The 17874-nt window shown below is 73.9% G+C and carries 18 protein-coding genes; 6 read left to right on the plus strand and 12 right to left on the minus strand.

Annotated features, from left to right (window positions below; all coding sequences use genetic code 11):
- Nucleotides 1-152: 152 nt before the first annotated feature.
- The 3 genes from bla to AB0H75_RS12965 all read left to right on the plus strand — a co-directional run bounded on the left by bla (nt 153) and on the right by AB0H75_RS12965 (nt 3557).
- On the plus strand, nt 153-1097 hold the full coding sequence (gene bla, locus AB0H75_RS12955) for a class A beta-lactamase (RefSeq protein ID WP_367795108.1): 945 nt from the start codon (nt 153-155) through the stop codon (nt 1095-1097).
- Complete coding sequence (locus AB0H75_RS12960; protein WP_367795111.1) at nt 1097-3202, plus strand: transglycosylase domain-containing protein; 2106 nt, start codon at nt 1097-1099, stop codon at nt 3200-3202. The genes bla and AB0H75_RS12960 overlap by 1 nt, the downstream gene beginning before the upstream one ends.
- Nucleotides 3203-3305: 103 nt before the next feature.
- Nucleotides 3306-3557, plus strand: coding sequence for a ubiquitin carboxyl-terminal hydrolase 14 (locus AB0H75_RS12965; RefSeq protein WP_367795114.1), 252 nt, complete (start codon nt 3306-3308; stop codon nt 3555-3557).
- Nucleotides 3558-3579: 22 nt separating this feature from the next.
- Here the strand turns inward: AB0H75_RS12965 and AB0H75_RS12970 are convergent, their stop codons facing one another.
- Together AB0H75_RS12970 and AB0H75_RS12975 are read right to left on the minus strand one after the other, a co-directional pair.
- Nucleotides 3580-5172: a Na+/H+ antiporter gene (locus AB0H75_RS12970; RefSeq protein WP_367795117.1), complete on the minus strand. Its 1593-nt coding sequence runs from the start codon at nt 5170-5172 to the stop codon at nt 3580-3582.
- Nucleotides 5173-5244: 72 nt separating this feature from the next.
- A complete protein-coding gene (locus AB0H75_RS12975) occupies nt 5245-6351 on the minus strand; it encodes a hypothetical protein (protein WP_367795120.1) in 1107 nt (368 codons plus the stop codon).
- A gap of 430 nt (nt 6352-6781) precedes the next feature.
- Between AB0H75_RS12975 and AB0H75_RS12980 the strand changes: the two genes are divergently transcribed.
- Complete coding sequence (locus AB0H75_RS12980) at nt 6782-8782, plus strand: ATP-dependent DNA helicase (RefSeq protein WP_367795123.1); 2001 nt, start codon at nt 6782-6784, stop codon at nt 8780-8782.
- A 33-nt stretch (nt 8783-8815) separates the two neighbouring features.
- Here the strand turns inward: AB0H75_RS12980 and AB0H75_RS12985 are convergent, their stop codons facing one another.
- The 9 genes from AB0H75_RS12985 to AB0H75_RS13025 all read right to left on the minus strand — a co-directional run bounded on the left by AB0H75_RS12985 (nt 8816) and on the right by AB0H75_RS13025 (nt 15294).
- The gene (locus AB0H75_RS12985; protein WP_367795126.1) at nt 8816-9571 is read right to left on the minus strand and encodes an SGNH/GDSL hydrolase family protein; all 756 of its coding nucleotides are present in this window, start codon (nt 9569-9571) and stop codon (nt 8816-8818) included.
- Complete coding sequence (gene aroQ / locus AB0H75_RS12990) at nt 9568-10002, minus strand: type II 3-dehydroquinate dehydratase (RefSeq protein ID WP_367795128.1); 435 nt, start codon at nt 10000-10002, stop codon at nt 9568-9570. The genes AB0H75_RS12985 and aroQ overlap by 4 nt, the downstream gene beginning before the upstream one ends.
- A complete protein-coding gene (gene aroB / locus AB0H75_RS12995) occupies nt 9999-11120 on the minus strand; it encodes a 3-dehydroquinate synthase (RefSeq protein WP_367795131.1) in 1122 nt (373 codons plus the stop codon). The genes aroQ and aroB overlap by 4 nt, the downstream gene beginning before the upstream one ends.
- Nucleotides 11117-11620, minus strand: a complete 504-nt coding sequence (locus tag AB0H75_RS13000; protein ID WP_367795135.1) for a shikimate kinase — start codon at nt 11618-11620, stop codon at nt 11117-11119. Before AB0H75_RS13000 ends, aroB begins: the two co-directional genes overlap by 4 nt.
- A complete protein-coding gene (gene aroC / locus AB0H75_RS13005; RefSeq protein ID WP_367795138.1) occupies nt 11617-12798 on the minus strand; it encodes a chorismate synthase in 1182 nt (393 codons plus the stop codon). Before aroC ends, AB0H75_RS13000 begins: the two co-directional genes overlap by 4 nt.
- A gap of 43 nt (nt 12799-12841) precedes the next feature.
- The gene (locus AB0H75_RS13010; RefSeq protein WP_367795141.1) at nt 12842-13438 is read right to left on the minus strand and encodes a prepilin peptidase; all 597 of its coding nucleotides are present in this window, start codon (nt 13436-13438) and stop codon (nt 12842-12844) included.
- Between the two features lie 236 nt (nt 13439-13674).
- The gene (locus tag AB0H75_RS13015; protein WP_367795143.1) at nt 13675-14202 is read right to left on the minus strand and encodes an SseB family protein; all 528 of its coding nucleotides are present in this window, start codon (nt 14200-14202) and stop codon (nt 13675-13677) included.
- 11 nt (nt 14203-14213) lie between these two features.
- Nucleotides 14214-14876, minus strand: coding sequence for an HD domain-containing protein (locus AB0H75_RS13020; RefSeq protein WP_367795146.1), 663 nt, complete (start codon nt 14874-14876; stop codon nt 14214-14216).
- A gap of 76 nt (nt 14877-14952) precedes the next feature.
- The gene (locus AB0H75_RS13025) at nt 14953-15294 is read right to left on the minus strand and encodes a PadR family transcriptional regulator (protein WP_367795149.1); all 342 of its coding nucleotides are present in this window, start codon (nt 15292-15294) and stop codon (nt 14953-14955) included.
- 47 nt (nt 15295-15341) lie between these two features.
- Between AB0H75_RS13025 and AB0H75_RS13030 the strand changes: the two genes are divergently transcribed.
- Nucleotides 15342-15944 (plus strand): nucleotidyltransferase family protein, encoded by a 603-nt coding sequence (locus tag AB0H75_RS13030; protein ID WP_367795152.1) that lies wholly within the window; start codon nt 15342-15344, stop codon nt 15942-15944.
- Here the strand turns inward: AB0H75_RS13030 and AB0H75_RS13035 are convergent.
- A complete protein-coding gene (locus tag AB0H75_RS13035; protein WP_367795155.1) occupies nt 15941-17032 on the minus strand; it encodes a ring-opening amidohydrolase in 1092 nt (363 codons plus the stop codon). The genes AB0H75_RS13030 and AB0H75_RS13035 overlap by 4 nt on opposite strands.
- Nucleotides 17033-17191: 159 nt before the next feature.
- Between AB0H75_RS13035 and AB0H75_RS13040 the strand changes: the two genes are divergently transcribed.
- Nucleotides 17192-17842, plus strand: coding sequence for an alpha/beta fold hydrolase (locus AB0H75_RS13040; protein ID WP_367795158.1), 651 nt, complete (start codon nt 17192-17194; stop codon nt 17840-17842).
- Nucleotides 17843-17874 lie beyond the last annotated feature (32 nt).

Raw genomic sequence — 17874 nt, forward strand, 5'->3', positions numbered from 1 at the left:
GCGGGGAACGGCGGTCCGGCCGGTACACCCCGGCTCCACCAGGAGAGATATCGCTTTCCATATCACCGGGTTCCCGATATCGCTATTAGACATCACGTGATCCCTTCTGCTGTGCTTCTGCCCTCTGACCGACGACAGCAAGGACAGATGACATGCGACACCACCGCGCCCGCCGTCTCGCCGCCACGCTGCCCGCCACCGCGCTGGCCGCCTCCCTCCTGACCGGGGGCACGCTGGGAACGGGCACCGCGGCGGCCGGGACGACCGCGACGGTCACGGCCGACCGGCTCGCGGGGCAGGCCCGGGTCACGAAGGAACTACGGGCGCTGGAGGCGTCCTTCCGCGGGCGCATCGGGGCGTACGCGATCGACACCGGCACCGGCAGGACGGTCTCCTACCGGGGCGGCGAGCGGTTCCCGCTGCTGTCCACGTTCAAGGCGCCTGCCTGCGCGGCCGCGCTGCACCAGGCCCGCACGTCCGAGCCCGGCCTCATGGACAAGGTCGTCAAGTGGACCAAGGCCGAGCTCAAGCCCAACTCGCCGACGACCGGGAAGCACCTCAAGGACGGCCTCAGCGTCGCCCGGCTCTGCGAGGCGACCATCACCCTCAGCGACAACACCGCAGGCAACATGGTCCTCAAGCAGATCGGCGGCCCGGCCGGCCTCACCCGGTACTTCCGCTCGCTCAAGGACCCGATCTCGCGCCTCGACCGCTGGGAGACCGAGCTCAACGATTGGAGCCCGAAGGAGAAGCGGGACATCACCACGCCCGCCGCCATCTCCCGCGACCTGCGCCTGCTCACCACCGGCGACGCGCTGCACGCCGAGGACCGCGCGCGGCTCAACCGCTGGCTGCGGGCCAACGAGACCGGCGGCGAGCGCATCCGCGCCGGCCTGCCCAAGACCTGGACGATCGGCGACAAGACCGGCAGCAACGACGCGATCGGCGGCGGCAACGACATCGCCGTCATCTGGCCGGGCAAGAAGGCCGCGCCGATCATCATGGCCGTCTACACCACCCGCTCGGTCCCCGCGATCGACAACAAGGTGATCGCGAAGACCGCCACCGTCCTCGCCCGCGGCCTCGGCAAGCTCTGATGGCGCGGCGGGGGACGAAGGTGGTCCGGCTCGCCGCCGCGGGGGCTGCGGCGGGCGTGCTCCTGGCCGCGATCGCGGTCCCGGCCGTGGGGGGCGCCGGGGCCGGGCTGGTGGCGGCGGCCGACCAGATCGACCTCAAGCCGGTCGACCTGGTCGAGCCGCCACCGGCCGAGGTCACGATCGTGCTGGACGCCAAGGGCGGCGAGATCGCGCGCTTCTACGAGGAGTACCGCGAGGTGGTCGGCTTCGACGACATCGCGGACGTCATGAAGACCGCCATCGTGGCGATCGAGGACTTCCGCTTCTACGAGCACGGCGCGATCGACCTTGAGGGCACGCTGCGCGCGCTCGCGACGAACCTGCAGGCGGGCGAGGTCGCGCAGGGCGGTTCGAGCATCACCCAGCAGTACGTCAAGCAGGTGCTGCTCAACTCGGCCGGCACCGACGCGGAGCGCGAGGCCGCCCTGGAGACCAGCTACGCGCGCAAGCTGAACGAGCTGCGTTACGCCATGGGCGTGGAGAAGAAATACACCAAGGACCAGATTCTTGAGAAATACCTGAACATCGCGTATTTCGGCGCGGGCGCGTACGGGGTGGAGGCGGCGGCCGAGCGCTTCTTCGGCGTCCGGGCCGCGGACCTGACCCTGCCGCAGGCCGCGACGCTGGCCGGAGCCGTCCAGGACCCGAACGCCACCGACCCCAACCTGGGCAGGCGGCAGCGCGAGCGCCTGCTGAAGCGCCGCGACGTGGTCCTGGACCGGATGGCGGAGCTGGGCAGGATCACCCGGGAGCAGGCCGGCAAGGCCAAGGCGGCCAGGCTCGGCTACAAGGGCACGCGGCTGCCCGGCGGCTGCGAGTCCAGCGAGTACCCCTACTTCTGCCTCTACGTGCGCCACGAGATCCTCGGCAACCCCGACTTCGGCCCGACCGCCGAGGCCCGCCTGGCCACGCTCAACCGCGGCGGCCTGACCATCAGGACCACCCTCGACCCGGCCATGCAGGCGGCCGCCGAGCGGGCGATCCGCGCGCGCGTCCACGCCACCGACCGGCCGGTCGCCGCCGAGGCGCTGGTCCAGCCGGGCACCGGAGCCATCAAGGCGATGGCCGCCAGCCGGCCCTACGGCAACCGCGCGGCGCGCGGCGAGATCTCCTACAACCTGGTCGCCGACGCCGCGCACGGCGGTGGCACCGGCTTCCAGGCGGGCTCGACGTTCAAGACGTTCACGCTGATCAGCGCGTTGAAGCAGGGCATGAAGGTGGACGACGGCTTCACGGTGGGCGCGGGCTACCGCGCGGCCGGGTACGCGGCCTTCAAGAACTGCGCGGGCGGGAACATCGGCGACCCCACGCACACGGTCACCAACGACGAGGGCTCCCCCGGCTGGAAGACCCTCCGGACGGGGACGTGGGGCTCGGTGAACACGTTCTTCATGGAGCTGGAGCGGCGGGTCGGCCTGTGCGAGACGGTGACCACGGCCAAGTCCCTCGGCATCCGCCGCGCCGACGGCCGCGCGCTGCAGGAGTACGAGACGTTCACGCTCGGCATCAACGAGATGGACCCGGTCACGGTGGCGGCCGCGTACGCGGCCATCGGCGCGCGCGGCACCTACTGCGCGCCGATGGCCATCACCCGCATCACCGACAGGAACGGCAAGGCCACCCGCTACCGCCCGAAGTGCCGCCAAGCCCTCGAACCGGCGATCGCCGACGCCACGGCGGACGTGCTGTCCGGGGTGTTCACCAAGGGCACGATGAGCGGCGTCGGCGGCATCGGCCGGGACGCGGCCGGCAAGACCGGCACCACCGACGGCTACGCGACCGCCTGGTTCGCCGGGTTCACCCCGGACCTGGCGGCGGCGGTGAGCATCGGGGACCCGCGGGGGTCGCAGCGCCACAAGCTCGTGGGGGTGACGATCGGCGGCCGGTACTACGGGATCGTGGCGGGGGCCAGCCTGCCGGGGCCGATCTGGAAGGAGACGATGATCGGGGCGCTGAGGAAGGTGCCGCCGTCGTCGTTCACGCCGATCGACCGCACCCGCTTCGAGGGCTGCGCCACCCACTGCCGCCCCGCGCCGGAGGAGGACGCCGGCGAGGAGCCGGAGTAGGCGCGGGCAGCGCGTCCCCCTGGTCCCTGCGGAGGCGCCGGTGAGCAGGCGAAACGCTCCGGCTGTTGCATGAAGCTCGCGTATTAGGATGATTCATATGGCTATGTGCGAGCATCTTGCCCAGAGTGACGACCCCGCGGCGCGTACCCCGGAGGGCTGCGAGGAGTGCCTCGCCGAGGGTGGCCGCTGGGTGCACCTGCGGCGTTGCCTGGAGTGCGGCCACATCGGCTGCTGCGACTCCTCCCCCGGCAAGCACGCCACCGCCCACTTCCACGACACCACCCACCCGGTGATGCAGTCGTTCGAGCGCGGCGAGAGCTGGCGCTGGTGCTTCGTGGACAACCAGATGGGCTGAGCCGTCCCCGGCCGGGGGCGGCTCAGCGCTCCAGGATGGCCTCCTCGAAGTCGAGCTGGGCCATCACCTCGCGCAGCACCTCGTCGTCCAGCCGCCGCTCGTCGCGCAGGCGGACGAACACCTGGCGCTCGGCCTGCAGCATGTCGCGGCGCAGGCGCCGGTAGAGGTTGCTGGGGGTCTCCGCGCCGCCCTGCCCGGTGCCGCCGCCCAGACGCTCCCAGGCGCTGAGCGAGCGCCGCCACGACTTCTCGCGGAGCTGGTCGATGACCTGCCTCTGGATCTCGTCGGGCTCGCCCTCCTGCTCGGCCACCAGCCGCTCCAGCTCGGCCAGGCCCGCCTCCAGCGCCGCCTGCTGGGCGGCGGCCTCGGCCAGCCGGTCTTCGTACTGCTCCTGCTCGCCGGAGACCCCGAGCCGCCTGATCAGCGCGGGGAACGTGGTGCCCTGGATGAGCAGGGTGCCGATCACGGTGGTGAACGTCAGGAACAGCACCAGGGCCCGGTCGCGCGGCGGCACGTCCGGCGGCAGGGCGAAGGCCGCCGCCAGCGACACCACGCCGCGCATGCCCGCCCAGCCCAGGATGACGCTCTGCTGCCGGGTCGGCGCCTGCCGGCGGCCCCGGCCGACGAGCTTGACGACGTAGGTGGCGGCGAACACCCACACGAACCTGGTGAGGATGGTCACGCCGAGCACCGCGGCGGCGTAGCCGGCGACCTGCCAGGCGCTGTAGCCCGAGATGCCGCGGATCACGGTCACCAGTTGCAGCCCGATCAGCGCGAAGACGATCGTCTCCAGGAAGAAGTCGGTGACCTTCCACACCGCGTCGGACACCAGCCGCGTGCCGAACCCGCGCAGGTGCATGCGGTAGCCCAGATAGAGGCCGACGATGACCACCGCGATGACCCCGGAGACGTGCACCGACTCGGCCGCCATGTAGGCGGCGAACGGGATCAGCAACATCAGGGTGTTCTCCACCAGCGAGTCGCGGGTCAGCGTGAACAACCACGCGAACGCCAGCGCCAGCGCCAGCCCGATCACCACGCCGCCGACCGCCGTCAGCAGGAACTGGCCCACGCTGTCGAGCAGGCCGAGCAGGTCGACCGCGCCGCCGGTGAGCGCGCCGAGCGCCACCCGGTAGACCGTCAGCGCCGTGGCGTCGTTGAACAGGCTCTCGCCGATGAGGATCGTCAGGGCCTGGCGCGGCAGGCCGAGCCGCCGCCCGACCGCGACGGCGGCCACCGCGTCCGGCGGCGCGATGATGGCGCCCAGCGCGAACGCCAGCGGCAGCGGCAGCGCCGGCAGCATGAGGTGCACCACGAACCCGACGACCGCCGTGGTGAACAGCACCAGCCCGATCGACAGCAGCGCCACGGCCCGCTTGACGTCACGCAGCCGCAGGTAGGAGCTGTCGAGCGCGGCGGAGTAGAGCAGCGGCGGCAGGAAGACGTAGAGGACCAGCTCGGGGTCGAGCGGCACCGCGGGCACCAGCGGCGAGACCAGCAGCCCCGCGGCCACCAGCAGCAGCGGCGCGGGCCAGCCCTTGCGCCGCGCGATCGCGGCCACCGCGATGGCGCCGCTCGCCACCAGCAGCAATTGCAGGCCCAGGATGGGGCTCACCGATGCTCCTCCCGCTCCGGTCGGTCAACTCGCCGACAGGAGCGTACCCGGCCCGCCGGAGCGGGCCGGCACTCACCACTCCCTGCGGTCGCTGCGCTCGTGGTAGTCGGGCTGCTCGGGACGCAGGCGCTCGCCCGTGGAGAACATGGGGTCCCCGACGTACGGGCGGGACATGCCCTGGTCGGGCTGCGGCGGGTACTGCTCCTGGCGGCCCAGCGCCAGCAGGGGATCCACCGGGTTGGGCTGGTGCTGCGCCTGCGAGGAGTGATGGCCCTGGGGCTGCTGGACCTGCGGCTGCTGGGCCTGGGGCTGCTGGTAGGCCGCGTAGTCGTCCCGGTAGTCGTCCCTGACGGGCTGCTGGGGGGCGGCGCGGCGGCGGCCGGCGCCCGGGATGCCGTGCATGGGCGTGCCGAGGCCCGCGCCGCCGCCGTCCTGGCTCTGCGGCTGGGGCGGCTGCGCGTAGGAGTCCTGCCGCCGCCCGTAGGTGTCGGACGGGTACGGCTGGGCGGGCGCGGCGGCCGCGTACGGATCGGCGGCCGGGGAGGGGAAGCCGAGCGGGTCGGTGCTGATCGGCGAAGGACGGCGCTGCTCGGCGGTGCCGGGGAGCTGGTAGACGGGCTCGTTGTCGGTGTACTGGGGGCCGCCGAAGCGGTCGGGCTGCGGCTGCTGGTACTGCGGCTGCTCCGAGGTGTACTGGGGGCCGCTGAAGGGGTCGCCGGTGTAGCGGGACTCGCCCGGGTACTGCTGCTGCGGGCCGCCGGCCGGGTCGCCGGTGTACTGCGGGCCGCTGAAGGGATCGCCGGTGTAGCGGGGCTGCGGGCCGGTGCTCTCGACGTATTGGGGGCCGGTGAAGGGCAGGCGGTCGCCGTAGGCGGCGGGCTGCTCCCTCGGCACGGTGTTCTCGCCGAACCCGGCGACCAGCTTGTCCTGGGGCGCGGGCCCCCGGGCCACGAGGACGTCGTTGGGGGACAGCGCGGCGGTGGGCCGCTCGTCGAGCGGCTGCGCGTGCTGCTGCTGCGGCTGCTGGTGGAGGGGCTGCGGCGGGCGTTGGTACTGGCCCGTGCCCGGGATGACCTCGGTGCCCGGGTCGTGCGCGGGCACGGCGGGCTGCTCGCCCGTCGCCTCGGCGTAGCCCTCGTCGAGGGTGTCGAGCAACCGGCCGACATCCTCCATGGGCATGCGGAAGCTCGCTGTGCACATCTCCCCACGCCACAGGCTGAGCACCAAGGTGCCCTCGTGCCACGTGACCCGGAGGCACCGCTCCTGACCTCGTGCATCGAAGAAGACTTCGCCGAACGACGGCAACGGGACAACTTCCGACATGGCAGACATACTGCTTTAACCAGCCTTTATTCGTCCACTCAACCCCGGAAAACCCTACAGAACCGGCCTTCCTATACACACCACAGGCCCCTCTCGTCAATGATGCACGATCGTTTCGACCAGTTGGGGTCCCGATCGCCCAGTGTGCCACGCGGGCCGCCGGGAGCGTTCGCAAATGCCGGGATGCGTCTGGCCGGTCACAGGGCGTTCGGCCCAGCGGTCGGCCCAGCGTCGGCCCAGCGGTCGGCCCAGCGTCCGCCCGGTGTTGGGCACGGCGACCCGGGAAATGCGGGTAGCGTTTACTGCCGTGCCGGACTCCCATCTCCCGTCAGTGGACGAACTGCTCAGCATCGCGGTCAGCGCCGTCGGCGGGAGCGAGCGGCAGGGCCAGGTCACCATGGTCCGCGCCGTGCAGCGGGCCATCGACGCCGACGAGCACCTCGCCGTCCAGGCCGGCACGGGCACCGGCAAGTCGCTGGCCTACCTGGTGCCGTCGATCCGCCACGCCATGGACAGCGACAAGCCCGTGGTGGTCTCCACGGCCACGATCGCGCTCCAGCGCCAGCTCGTCGATCGCGACCTGCCCCGGCTGGCCGAGGCGCTGGGCGAGAAGCTGCCGCACGAGCCGACGTTCGCCATCCTCAAGGGCCGGCGCAACTACCTGTGCCGCTACAAGGCGACGGCGGGCTGGCCGGAGGAGGACGAGCAGGACCAGCTCTTCGACCCGCGCGAGGTGAGCGCCACCGGCCGCATGGTGCAGCGCATCCAGGAGTGGGCCGAGGAGACCGAGACCGGCGACCGCGACGAGCTGGTGCCGGGCGTCAGCGAGCAGGCCTGGCGGCAGTTCTCCGTCAGCGCCCAGGAGTGCCTGGGCGCCAACCGCTGCCCCAGCGGCGCCGAGTGCTTCGCCGAGCTGGCCCGGCAGCGGGCCGGCGAGGTCGACGTCGTGGTCACCAACCACGCGCTGCTGGCCATCGACGCCATGGGCGAGCTGCCGGTGCTGCCCGAGCACAAGGTCGTGGTCGTGGACGAGGCGCACGAGCTGGTCGACCGGGTCACCTCCGTGGTCACCGGCGAGCTGTCGGAGCAGACGGTGTCGCTGGCGGTGCGGCGCGTCGGCCGGCTCATCGAGCAGGCCGTCGCCGACCAGCTCCAGGAGGCCGGCGAAGACCTCAAGGCGCTGCTCGCCGCCGCCCCGCCCGGCCGCGTCGACGAGCTGCCGCAGGTGCTGGCGATGACCCTGCAGCTCGTCCGCGACTCGGCCTGGCGCTGCGTCAGCGCGCTCGGGCCGCGCAACGCCGACAAGGACGACCCCGACAAGGCCGGCCAGCGCAAGGCCGCGTTCACCGCCCTGGACGAGGTGCACGACACGGCGGTGCGCATGCTGGAGGCGTACGGGCACGACTCCGAGGCCGACCGGGCCGAGGTGGTCTGGCTGGAGGGGGCCACCGACCGGCGGCCGCCCGTGCTGCGCGTCGCGCCGCTGACGGTCAGCGGCATGCTGCGCGACAAGCTGTTCGGCGAGCGCACCGTGATCCTCACCTCGGCCACGCTCGCCCTGGGCGGCACGTTCGACGGCCTGGCGGCGCAGTGGGGGCTCGGCGGCTCGGGCGAGTGGCAGGGCATCGACGTCGGCTCCCCGTTCGACCACCCCAGGGCCGGCATCCTGTACGTCGCCAAGCACCTGCCCCAGCCGGGCCGCGACGGCCTGCCGCAGCAGTACCTCGACGAGATCGCCGAGCTGATCGAGGCGGCCGGCGGGCGCACGCTGGGCCTGTTCTCCTCGATGCGCGCCGCCAAGGCCGCCACCGAGGCGCTGCGCGACCGCCTGGAGGTGCCGCTGCTGTGCCAGGGCGACGACTCGACGATGCTGCTGGTCAAGCAGTTCGCCGAGGACGAGCCCACCTGCCTGTTCGGCACGCTGTCGCTGTGGCAGGGCGTGGACGTGCCCGGCCCCTCGCTGCGGCTGGTGATCATCGACCGGGTGCCGTTCCCGCGCCCCGACGACCCGCTGACCTCCGCCCGGCAGCGGCACGTGGCGGCGCGCGGCGGCAACGGCTTCATGGCCGTGGCCGCCAACCACGCCGCCCTGCTGCTGGCCCAGGGCACGGGCCGGCTGCTGCGCTCGCAGCACGACAAGGGCGTGATCGCGGTCCTCGACCCGCGCCTGGCCACGGCCCGCTACAGCGGCTTCCTGCTCAACTCCCTGCCGCCGTTCTGGCGCACCACCGACCCGGCCGTGCCCCGCGCGGCGCTGAAGCGCCTGGCCGCCGAGTCGCCCGCCTGACCGCCCGGCGCCGGAGCGCGGGCGGGCGAGGGGTCATCCCCAGGGGCTGAGGTCGGGGCGCTTCGGGGTGAGGCCGTCGCCCGACGAGACGCCCCGCAGGCGGCGCGCCACCCACGGCACCAGGTGCTCGCGCAGCCACTGGGCGTCCTCGCGCCGCCGCGTGCGCGGATCGACGGTCCGGGCCGGCCACTCCTTGCGCCAGTCCTCGAACGGCACGCCCAGCTCGTCCAGCACCCGGGCGGCCACCAGGCGGTGCCCGTCCTCGTTCATGTGCAGCCGGTCGGCGCTCCAGGCCCGCCAGTCGCGCAGCCCCTGCATGGACCACTGGTCCACCAGCCGGCACCCGTAGAGGTCGGCGATGGAGCGCAGGTGCAGGTAGAAGATGGCGAAGCGGCCGCGCAGGCGGCGCATGAGCGGCGTGTCGCGTGGGTCCACCCCGGTGAACAGCAGCACGTCCGCCCCGCCCGCCCGCAGCTCGCGCACCGCGCCGGCGAGCTTCTTGGCCATCACGTCCGGGTCGCTGCCCGGCCGGAGCAGGTCGTTGCCGCCCGCGCAGAAGCTGACCAGGTCGGGGGCCATCTCGACGGCCACGGGAACCTGCTCGGCGATGATTTGGTCGAGCAGCTTGCCCCGCACGGCGAGGTTGGCGTAGCGGAAGGAGGGGTCGTCGGCGGCCAGCCGCTCGGCGACCCGGTCGGCCCAGCCGCGGTAGTGGCCGTCGGGGCCCGGGTCGTTCAGTCCTTCGGTGAAGCTGTCCCCGAGCGCGACGAAGGACTTGTAGTGCCTCATGAGGTGGTGTTCATCTCCGCGATAGCGTGCAGCGCAAGGACGTACGACTGTAGTCCGAAGCCGGCGATGGTGCCCGTCGCCACCCCGGCGACGACGGAGGTGTGCCGGAACTCCTCCCTGGCCGCGGGGTTGGTGAGGTGGACCTCGACGAGCGGGGCCCTGCGCTGGGCGATGGCGTCGCGCAGCGCGTAGGAGTAGTGGGTGAACGCCGCCGGGTTGAGCACGACCGGGATGCGGCCGTCGGCGGCCTCGTGCAGCCAGCCGACCAGCTCGGCCTCGTCGTCGGTCTGGCGCACCTCGACGTGCTCGCCCAGCTTCCTGCCGGTGTCGCGGCACAGCGCGGCGACGTCCTCGAACGTCTCCGAGCCGTAGACGTCGGGCTCGCGGGTGCCGAGCCGGCCCAGGTTGGGCCCGTTGAGCACGAGGATCATGCCGAGATCTCCTTGTAGGCGGCTTCGAGCAACTCTTCAGGCGGGCCTTCGAGCCGGCCCGGCTCGGCCAGGCCGTCGAGGACCACGAACCGCTGCTTGGCGCCACGGTTCTTCTTGTCCAGCCGCATGTGGTCGCGCAGGCGCGGCCAGGCGTCGGCGCGGTAGGAGACCGGCAGCCCGACGGCGGTCAGGATGTCGCGGGTGCGGGCGACGAGGTCGGCCCGCCCGGCGAGCCTGGACAGCTCGGCGGCGTAGACCATGCCGATGGCGACGGCCTCGCCGTGGCGGATGGCGTAGTGCTCCTCGCGCTCGATGGCGTGGGCCAGCGTGTGGCCGTAGTTGAGGATCTCGCGCAGGCCCGCCTCGCGCAGGTCGGCGCCGACGACCTCGGCCTTGACCCGGATCTTGCGCTCGATCAGCTCGCGGGTGTGCGGGCCGCCGGGGCGGGTGGCCCCCTCGGGGTCGGCCTCGACGAGGCGCAGGATCTCGGGGTCGGCGATGAAGCCGCCCTTGATGACCTCGGCCAGGCCGGCGCGGTAGTCGTCGCGCGGCATGCTGTCGAGCGTGGACAGCTCGCACAGCACGCCCGCGGGCGGCAGGAACGTGCCGACGAGGTTTTTGCCCTCGGGCGTGTCGATGCCGTTCTTGCCGCCGACCGCGGCGTCGACCATGGCCAGCAGCGTGGTGGGCACGAGCACGACCTGCACGCCGCGCAGCCAGGTGCCGGCCACGAACCCGGCGAGATCGGTGGTGGCGCCGCCGCCCACGCCGACGACGGCGTCGGAGCGGGTCACGCCGTGGCGGCCGAGCGCGGACCAGAGCCCGGCGGCCACCTCGACGGTCTTGGCGCGCTCGCCGTCGGGCACCGGCAGGGCGACGACCTCGAACCCGGCCGCCTCGACCGCCTCGCACACCGGGCGGGAGATCGCCGGCAGGCTCTCGGGGTGGACGACCGCGACCGTGCGGACGCCGGGCCTGAACAGGGTGGGCAGCTCGGCCAGCACGCCGGTGCCGACGACCACGTCGTACGGGCTGTCGCCGCGCACGGTGATCCTGGTCGCGCCGGTGATCCTGGTCGCGCCCGTGATCCCGGTCGCGCCCGTGGACGGCCCGCTCATGCCGGCAGCCCCTTCGCGATCTCGTCGGCGAGCTCGGCGGGCTCGCGCTGGTCGGTGACCACGGTGACGGCCGCCAGCCGCTCGTAGACCGGCCGCCGCTCCTCCATGAGCTTCTTGAGCTGGCTGCGCGGGTTGAGCACCAGCAGCGGCCTGGCCGCGGCCAGGCCGACCCGCTGCACCGCGTCGGCGAGGCCGACCTGCAGGTAGACCACGTGGTGGCCGGCGAGCAGGGCCTGGGTCTCCTCGTGCAGCACGGCGCCGCCGCCGAGGGACAGGACGCCGTCGTGCTCGGCCAGGGCCCGGCGCACCGCCTCGTGCTCCAGCTCGCGGAAGCGGGTCTCGCCGTCCTCGACGAAGATGTCGGGGACGGGCTTGCCCGCCACCGCCTCGACGTCGGCGTCGGTGTCGCGGAAGGCGACGCCGAGCCGGTCGGCCAGCAGCCTGCCGACCGTGGTCTTGCCGGAGCCGGGTGGACCGATGAGCACTGCCTTGGCCGTCATTTGATCACCATCGAAGAGAGGTAGCCGGACAGGTTGCGCGCGACCTCCTCGACGGAGTCGCCGCCGAACTTCTCGAGCGCCGCGTCGGCCAGCACCAGCGCGACCATGGCCTCGGCCACGACGCCCGCCGCCGGGACGGCGCACACGTCGGAGCGCTCGTGGTGGGCCTTGGCCGCCTCGCCGGTCTTGACGTCGATGGTGGCCAGCGCCCTCGGGACGGTGGAGATCGGCTTCATGGCGGCGCTGACCCGCAGGACCTCGCCGTTGGTCATGCCGCCCTCGACGCCGCCCGCGCGGTTGGTCATGCGGCGGACGCCGTCGCCGGAGGTGTAGGCGATCTCGTCGTGGGCGCGGGAGCCGGGCCGCGTGGCGGTCTCGAAGCCGTCGCCGACCGCCACGCCCTTGATCGCCTGGATGCCCATGAGCGCGCCGGCCAGCCGGGAGTCGAGCCGGCGGTCCCAGTGGGTGTAGCTGCCGAGGCCGGGCGGCAGGCCGTAGGCCAGGACCTCCACGACGCCGCCGAGCGTGTCGCCGTCCTTGTGCGCCTGGTCGATGGCGGCCACCATCGCGGCGCTGCCCTCGGGGTCGTGGCAGCGGACCGGGTCGGCGTCGATGCGGGCCAGGTCGCCGGGGCCGGGCAGGGTCGGCGACGGGCTGCGCACGCCGCCGATGCCGGTGACGTGGCTGACGATGTCGACGCCGAGCGCCTGCTTGAGGAAGCGCCGGGCGACCTCGCCGAGCGCGACGCGGGCCGCGGTCTCGCGGGCGCTGGCCCGGTCGAGCACCGGGCGGGCGTCGTCGAAGCCGTATTTCTGCATGCCGGACAGGTCGGCGTGGCCGGGGCGCGGGCGGGAGCGGGGCGCGTTGCGGGCCAGGCCCTCCAGCTCGGCCGGGTCGACCGGGTCGGCCGCCATGACCTTCTCCCACTTGGGCCACTCGGTGTTGCCGACGCGGACGGCGACCGGGCTGCCCATGGTGCGGCCGTGGCGGACGCCGCCCACGATCGTGACCTTGTCCTCCTCGAACTTCATGCGCGCGCCCCGGCCGTAGCCGAGCCGGCGGCGGCGCAGCGCCTCGTCGATGGCGGCCGTGGTCACCTCGACCCCGGCCGGCAGGCCCTCCATGACGGCGACGAGTTCGGGCCCGTGGGACTCTCCGGCGGTCAACCAGCGCAACATGCGTACAAGTCTTCCATGCGCGGCCGGGTGGGACGTCCCGTGCTCACCCGTCGAGACAGAGCACGGTGAACGCGCCCATCAGCATGAACGGCCCGAACGGGAACTGCGTGTGCCGGGTGCCGCGCCGGGTGGCCAGCAGCGCCAGGCCGTACAGCGCGCCGAGCACCTGCCCGGCCAGGGCCGCGAGCACCCACGCCGGCCGGCCGGCCGCCGCCGAGACCAGGCCGATGAGCCCGGCCAGCTTGACGTCGCCGAGGCCCATCGCCGCAGGCCGGGCGAACCAGAGCAGCCCGTAGAGCGCCGCCAGCGCCGCCCCGCCGGCCAGCGCGCGCGGCAGCTCCCCGGTGGGCCACAACGCCAGGGCCGTGATCGGGTACGCGGGAAGCGTGATCGCGTCGGGCAGAACGCTGGTGCGCCAGTCGATGACGGCCAGGGCCACCCCGGTCACCGCGAACGGCACGTACGGCAGGCCCATCCGCCAGGCGGTCAGCGCCGCCACCGCGGCGGTCACCAGCTCGACGGCCGGGGGCCAGGCGGGCGTGCCCCCGGCGGCGGGCTCGTGGAGGCGCTCGTAGGCGTCGGCCAGCGCCCTGATGCGGTGCCCGCAGACCAGCCCCGCCAGCGCCATGAGTGCGACCACGAGCCGACCCTAACGGGCCGGGCGCCGCCGGGCGGCCCGTTCCGCGGATACCGGCCAACGGGCGCCGGTCAGCGAGCGCCGGTCAGCGGGCGCCGGCCAGTGGGCGCCGGTCAGCGGGCGCCGGCCAGTGGGCGCCGATCAACGGGCGCCGGCCAGTGGGCGCCGATCAACGGGCGCCGGCCAGTGGGCGCCGATCAACGGGCGCCGGCCAGTGGGCGCCGGTCAGGGGGTGCCGGTCAGCGGCGGGAGAACCAGCGGCGCCTGCGGGCCGGCTCGACCCGGGCCACGGTGGCGCCCTCCAGCCGCGCGGCCGTGCCGGACTCGACCGCGGCCAGCGCCTCCAGCATCGCCCCCTCGATGACGAACGGCACCGGCCCGGCCACGTCCACCACGACCGCCGCCGCCCCCTCCTGGACCGCCGCCCGGCACACCTGCAACGTGGTGGTCTGGATCGGCCGCGCGTCGGGCCGCCACCTGACCAGGGCCTCCGTGCCGGTGAACGCCGGCACCGCGTGCCTGCCGTCCTGCCCGACCAGCTTGGGCAGGGCCATCTCGCTCTCCTTCTCCTGCCGCAGCCCGCGCGCGCCCACCTCGGACTCGGTCAGCAGCGCCACCACGGGCACCAGGAGCCGGGCGCCGCCGAGGGCGTTCAGCACGGCGGCGGCGTCGGCCGTGCCCGCCTGGTAGGCGGCGAGGGCGGCGACCACGGCGGGCGCGGCACCGCCGTCGTCGTGGGGGTCGAGGGGCTGCGGAATGCTCGGCACAGCCCCCGAGACTACCCGCGCCCGCCCCCGCCTCCGCCCCCGATCCTGCCCCGCAGCGCCCGCGCCCGGCGCAGGACGCGCGACACGTCCTCCCGGCGCGGGACGCGCGGCACGTTCCCCCGGCGCAGGACGCGCGGAGCGTTCCCCCGGCGCAGGGTCGCCGCCATGCGCGGCATCCCGGCGACGAGCTGGAGGGCGAAGCGCGCCCTCGCCCGCGGTCCGGGCAGCGCGTGCAGCTCCCCCAGCCACTCCTCCACGTAACGGGCACGGGCACCGGGCGGGAGCAGCACCGCGCCCGCGGCGATCAGCGCGAACGACCCGCGCCCTGGCAGGTTGGCGGCGGACAGCCGCTGGAGCTCGCGCCCGACCGGCTCCAGGCGCGCGCGCCCGGCCACCGGCACGAACAGCTCCAGGGTCTCCCGCGCCTTGCGCCGCCGCTTGTCCTCGGGCAGGAAGCGGGCGGTGCGCAGGTTGTGCAGGCGGTCGGCCAGCTTGATCGCCAGGACGCGCTCGTCGGTGGTGTCCCGCCAGTCCGGCGGAAGGCGCTCGGGGTCGTCGAGCGCCGACACCCCGCGCACCAGCCTCACCACCGTCTCGCCGAACGCGGCGGCCAGCTCCGGCTCCGGGCAGCCCGTGTCCTCCAGCACGTCGTGCAGCAGCGCGGCGCAGATCACCTCGTGGTGCGCACGCCCTGCTCGGCCAGGATCGTCGCGACGGCGACCGGGTGCGTGACGTAGGGGTCGCCGCGGCTCACGACGCCTCCCCGGGGCGGGCCGGCCGGAGCGGCGTGGTGCGGGGGCGGGAGCGGTGGGCGCGGGCGACGGCGTCGCGGGCGCGCTCGGCGCCGTCCGGGGTGAGGCGGTAGTAGCGGCGGCGCGGGCGGCCCGCCTTCTCGTGGGTGCCGGGGTCCTCCCACCGGCTCTCCATCCAGCCGAGCTGCTCCAGCCTGGCCAGGATCGGGTACACCGTGCCGCCGGGCAGCCCGGCCAGGTCGCACAGCTCCAGGCCGTAGCGCTCCCGGGCGGGCTCGGCGAGCAGGACGCGAAGGAGGGCCCGGGTCGGCATGGTCATCCGGGGAACGCCACTCTTCATAGGTAGTACTCTATATAGGTAGAACAGGAGATGGTAGAAGGGACCGCATGCGGATCGCCCGGCTTCCCCTCGACGAGCAGGCCGACGCCACCGTGAAGGTGCTGCGGGCCAGCCCCCGGCTCGCAGCCGTGCTGGAGGGCGCCCGCGCGCTGGGCCTGCCCGGGTGGTGGCTGGCGGCGGGGGCGGTGGCGCAGACCATCTGGAACCACGTGACGGACCGCGACCCCGACCACGGGATCAGGGACTACGACCTCGTCTACCACGACGCCGCCGACCTGTCCTGGGCGGCCGAGGACGCGGCGATCGGCGCGGGGCGGCGGGTGTTCGGTGACCTGCCAGTGGAGATCAGGAACGAGGCGCGGGTGCATCTGTGGTACGAGGAGCGCTTCGGCGTCCCCTGCCCGCCGTACGACAGCGCCGAGGACGCCATCGGCTCCTTCCCCGCCACGACCTGCAGCCTGGGCGTGCGGATCACCGCCGGCGGCGAGTGGAAGGTGTACGCCCCCTACGGGGTCGCGGACGCGTTCGGCCTCGTGCTGCGGCCCAACCCGCGGCTCGCGCCCCGGCACGTCTACGAGGCCAAGGTCGCCCGGTGGACGGCGGCCTGGCCGGAGCTGCGGGCGCTGCCGTACCCCGAGGGGGACGGCTAGGACAGGTCGGCGATGGCCGCGACCGGGCCGCCGCCCGACGGCCCCTGGTGGACGGCCGCCACCGACACGAACACCGCCGGGTCGCCCGTCACCGACGCCGCCACCCCGCCCACGGCCGCCTTGATCTGCCGGTGCCAGTGCACGTCGGAGTCGTCCAGCATGATGTTGCGCCGGCCGCGCACCCGCCCGGACGGGTCGGCCTCGCACTTCATGAAGACGTTGACCAGCCGCCCGCCGAGGTCCGACGGGTGGGGGCGCTCGGGCAGCGGCAGGCCGGAGTCGCGGATGGCGGCCCAGACGCCGTCGGCGTCCAGGGCGTCCTTCATGACGCTGTGGCCGATGCGGTAGCGCCCGCCGATCCCGCGGACGTTGCCCGCCAGCACGATCTGCGCCCGGTCCAGCTCGACGCCGGACGAGCAGGAGGCCACCGACGAGTAGAGCGACAGGTCCTTGTGGATCTGGTCGGCGCGGGGCATGTCGATCTCGCCGAGCGCCACGGCGATGCCGAGGGCCGTGGTGGAGTTGGACAGGTCCATGGAGGGGCCGGTCTCCTCGATGGCGGTGTCCTGGCCGCGGCTCCTGGCGTCGGCGATGCCGGCCATGGTGAGCAGGGGTGTCTTGGTCTGGACGTAGTGGACGTCGCGCGGGTCGTCGATGCCGGCGGTCTTCATGGCCTCGCGCACGCCGGCGGCGACCTTCTCCACCATCGCGGGGCGGCCGATGTCCTCGGGCAGGATGACCTCGCTCATCGCCACGCCGACCGACAGGCGGGGCTCGTCGGTGGCGGGGGCGTCCGCGGTGGTGGCGAAGACGGTGGCGTGCGGGCTCAGGATGCCGTCGGTGCCGCCGGACCACACCAGCGGGACGTTCTCCGGCGCCGGGTGGCCGTGCTCGGCCAGCACGTCGCGGAAGGCGCGGTCGGCCAGGATGCGCGTGTAGTCGTTGACCCCGCCGTTGCCCTCGGTCTTGCCGATGACGGCGAGCACCCGCCCGGCCTCGATCACGCCGTCGGCGATGAGGCGCGACAGCCCGGAGGCGTCGGTCACGCTCTCGATCGGCACCTTGCGCACCTCGATCGGCTCCGGCATCGCGCCCTCCCTTTCCGCACGTCCCTGGCGACGCTAGCCGAGCCGGCCGGCGCGCTTCATGGGCAATGTGTGCCCATGAAGGCCGCCGGGCATGTCAAGGCGCGCCGTACGCCGGCCCTCGTGAGCCGTACGCTGGCCCTCGTGATTCGCGAAGCATCAGTGAACGGGATCAAGCTCCTCTACCGGGAGGAAGGCGACCTCGCCGCTCCCCCGCTGCTGCTGATCCACGGCCGCACGGCCGACCACAACGACTGGAACGGCATCACCCAGCACTTCGCCGCCCGCTACCACGTGCTCGTGCCCGACCTGCGCGGCCACGGGGGCAGCGACCGGCCGGGCGCGTACCCGCTGCCGGACCTGGCCGGGGACATGGCCGGCCTGCTCGACCACGCGGGGATCAGCCGGGCCACGGTGATCGGGCACTCGCTGGGCGGCATGGTGGCGTACCTGCTCGCCATGCGCGACCCGGAGCGGGTGGAGCGGCTCGTGCTGGAGGACGTGCCGCCGCCCCTGCCGCTGGAGAACCGGCCGCCCGTCGTCGAGGACGGCTCCACCGGCTTCGACTGGCGGATGGTGCACGAGACCGAGCGGCAGTTCCTCGACCCCGACCCGGCGTGGCGGGCGGGGCTGGCGCGGATCACGGCGCCGACGCTGGTGCTGTCGGGCGGGGCGGCCAGCCCCTTCGACGCCGGGGCGCTGGCGGCCGCGATCCCGGGGGCCGAGCTGGTGACGATCGAGGCGGGGCACCTGATCCACGTCACCGAGCGGGCGGCGTTCCTGCGCGCGGTGGACGCGTTCCTGCCGGAGTGACGTGGGCAGTGGCTCTGGCCGGAGATAGTGGA

The sequence above is a fragment of the Nonomuraea sp. NPDC050783 genome, from assembly GCF_040802095.1.
Lineage (GTDB): Bacteria > Actinomycetota > Actinomycetes > Streptosporangiales > Streptosporangiaceae > Nonomuraea.

Coding starts and splice junctions, on each gene's coding strand:
- AB0H75_RS12975 (WP_367795120.1), bottom strand. CDS start 6,351: ATGCCCATGGAGGATGTCGGCCGGTTGCTCGACACCCTCGACGAGGGC.
- AB0H75_RS12980 (WP_367795123.1), top strand. CDS start 6,782: ATGCGGGTAGCGTTTACTGCCGTGCCGGACTCCCATCTCCCGTCAGTG.
- aroC (WP_367795138.1), bottom strand. CDS start 12,798: ATGTTGCGCTGGTTGACCGCCGGAGAGTCCCACGGGCCCGAACTCGTC.
- AB0H75_RS12960 (WP_367795111.1), top strand. CDS start 1,097: ATGGCGCGGCGGGGGACGAAGGTGGTCCGGCTCGCCGCCGCGGGGGCT.
- AB0H75_RS12985 (WP_367795126.1), bottom strand. CDS start 9,571: ATGAGGCACTACAAGTCCTTCGTCGCGCTCGGGGACAGCTTCACCGAA.
- AB0H75_RS12965 (WP_367795114.1), top strand. CDS start 3,306: ATGTGCGAGCATCTTGCCCAGAGTGACGACCCCGCGGCGCGTACCCCG.
- aroQ (WP_367795128.1), bottom strand. CDS start 10,002: ATGATCCTCGTGCTCAACGGGCCCAACCTGGGCCGGCTCGGCACCCGC.
- aroB (WP_367795131.1), bottom strand. CDS start 11,120: ATGAGCGGGCCGTCCACGGGCGCGACCGGGATCACGGGCGCGACCAGG.
- AB0H75_RS13035 (WP_367795155.1), bottom strand. CDS start 17,032: ATGCCGGAGCCGATCGAGGTGCGCAAGGTGCCGATCGAGAGCGTGACC.
- AB0H75_RS13025 (WP_367795149.1), bottom strand. CDS start 15,294: ATGAAGAGTGGCGTTCCCCGGATGACCATGCCGACCCGGGCCCTCCTT.
- AB0H75_RS13000 (WP_367795135.1), bottom strand. CDS start 11,620: ATGACGGCCAAGGCAGTGCTCATCGGTCCACCCGGCTCCGGCAAGACC.
- bla (WP_367795108.1), top strand. CDS start 153: ATGCGACACCACCGCGCCCGCCGTCTCGCCGCCACGCTGCCCGCCACC.
- AB0H75_RS13030 (WP_367795152.1), top strand. CDS start 15,342: ATGCGGATCGCCCGGCTTCCCCTCGACGAGCAGGCCGACGCCACCGTG.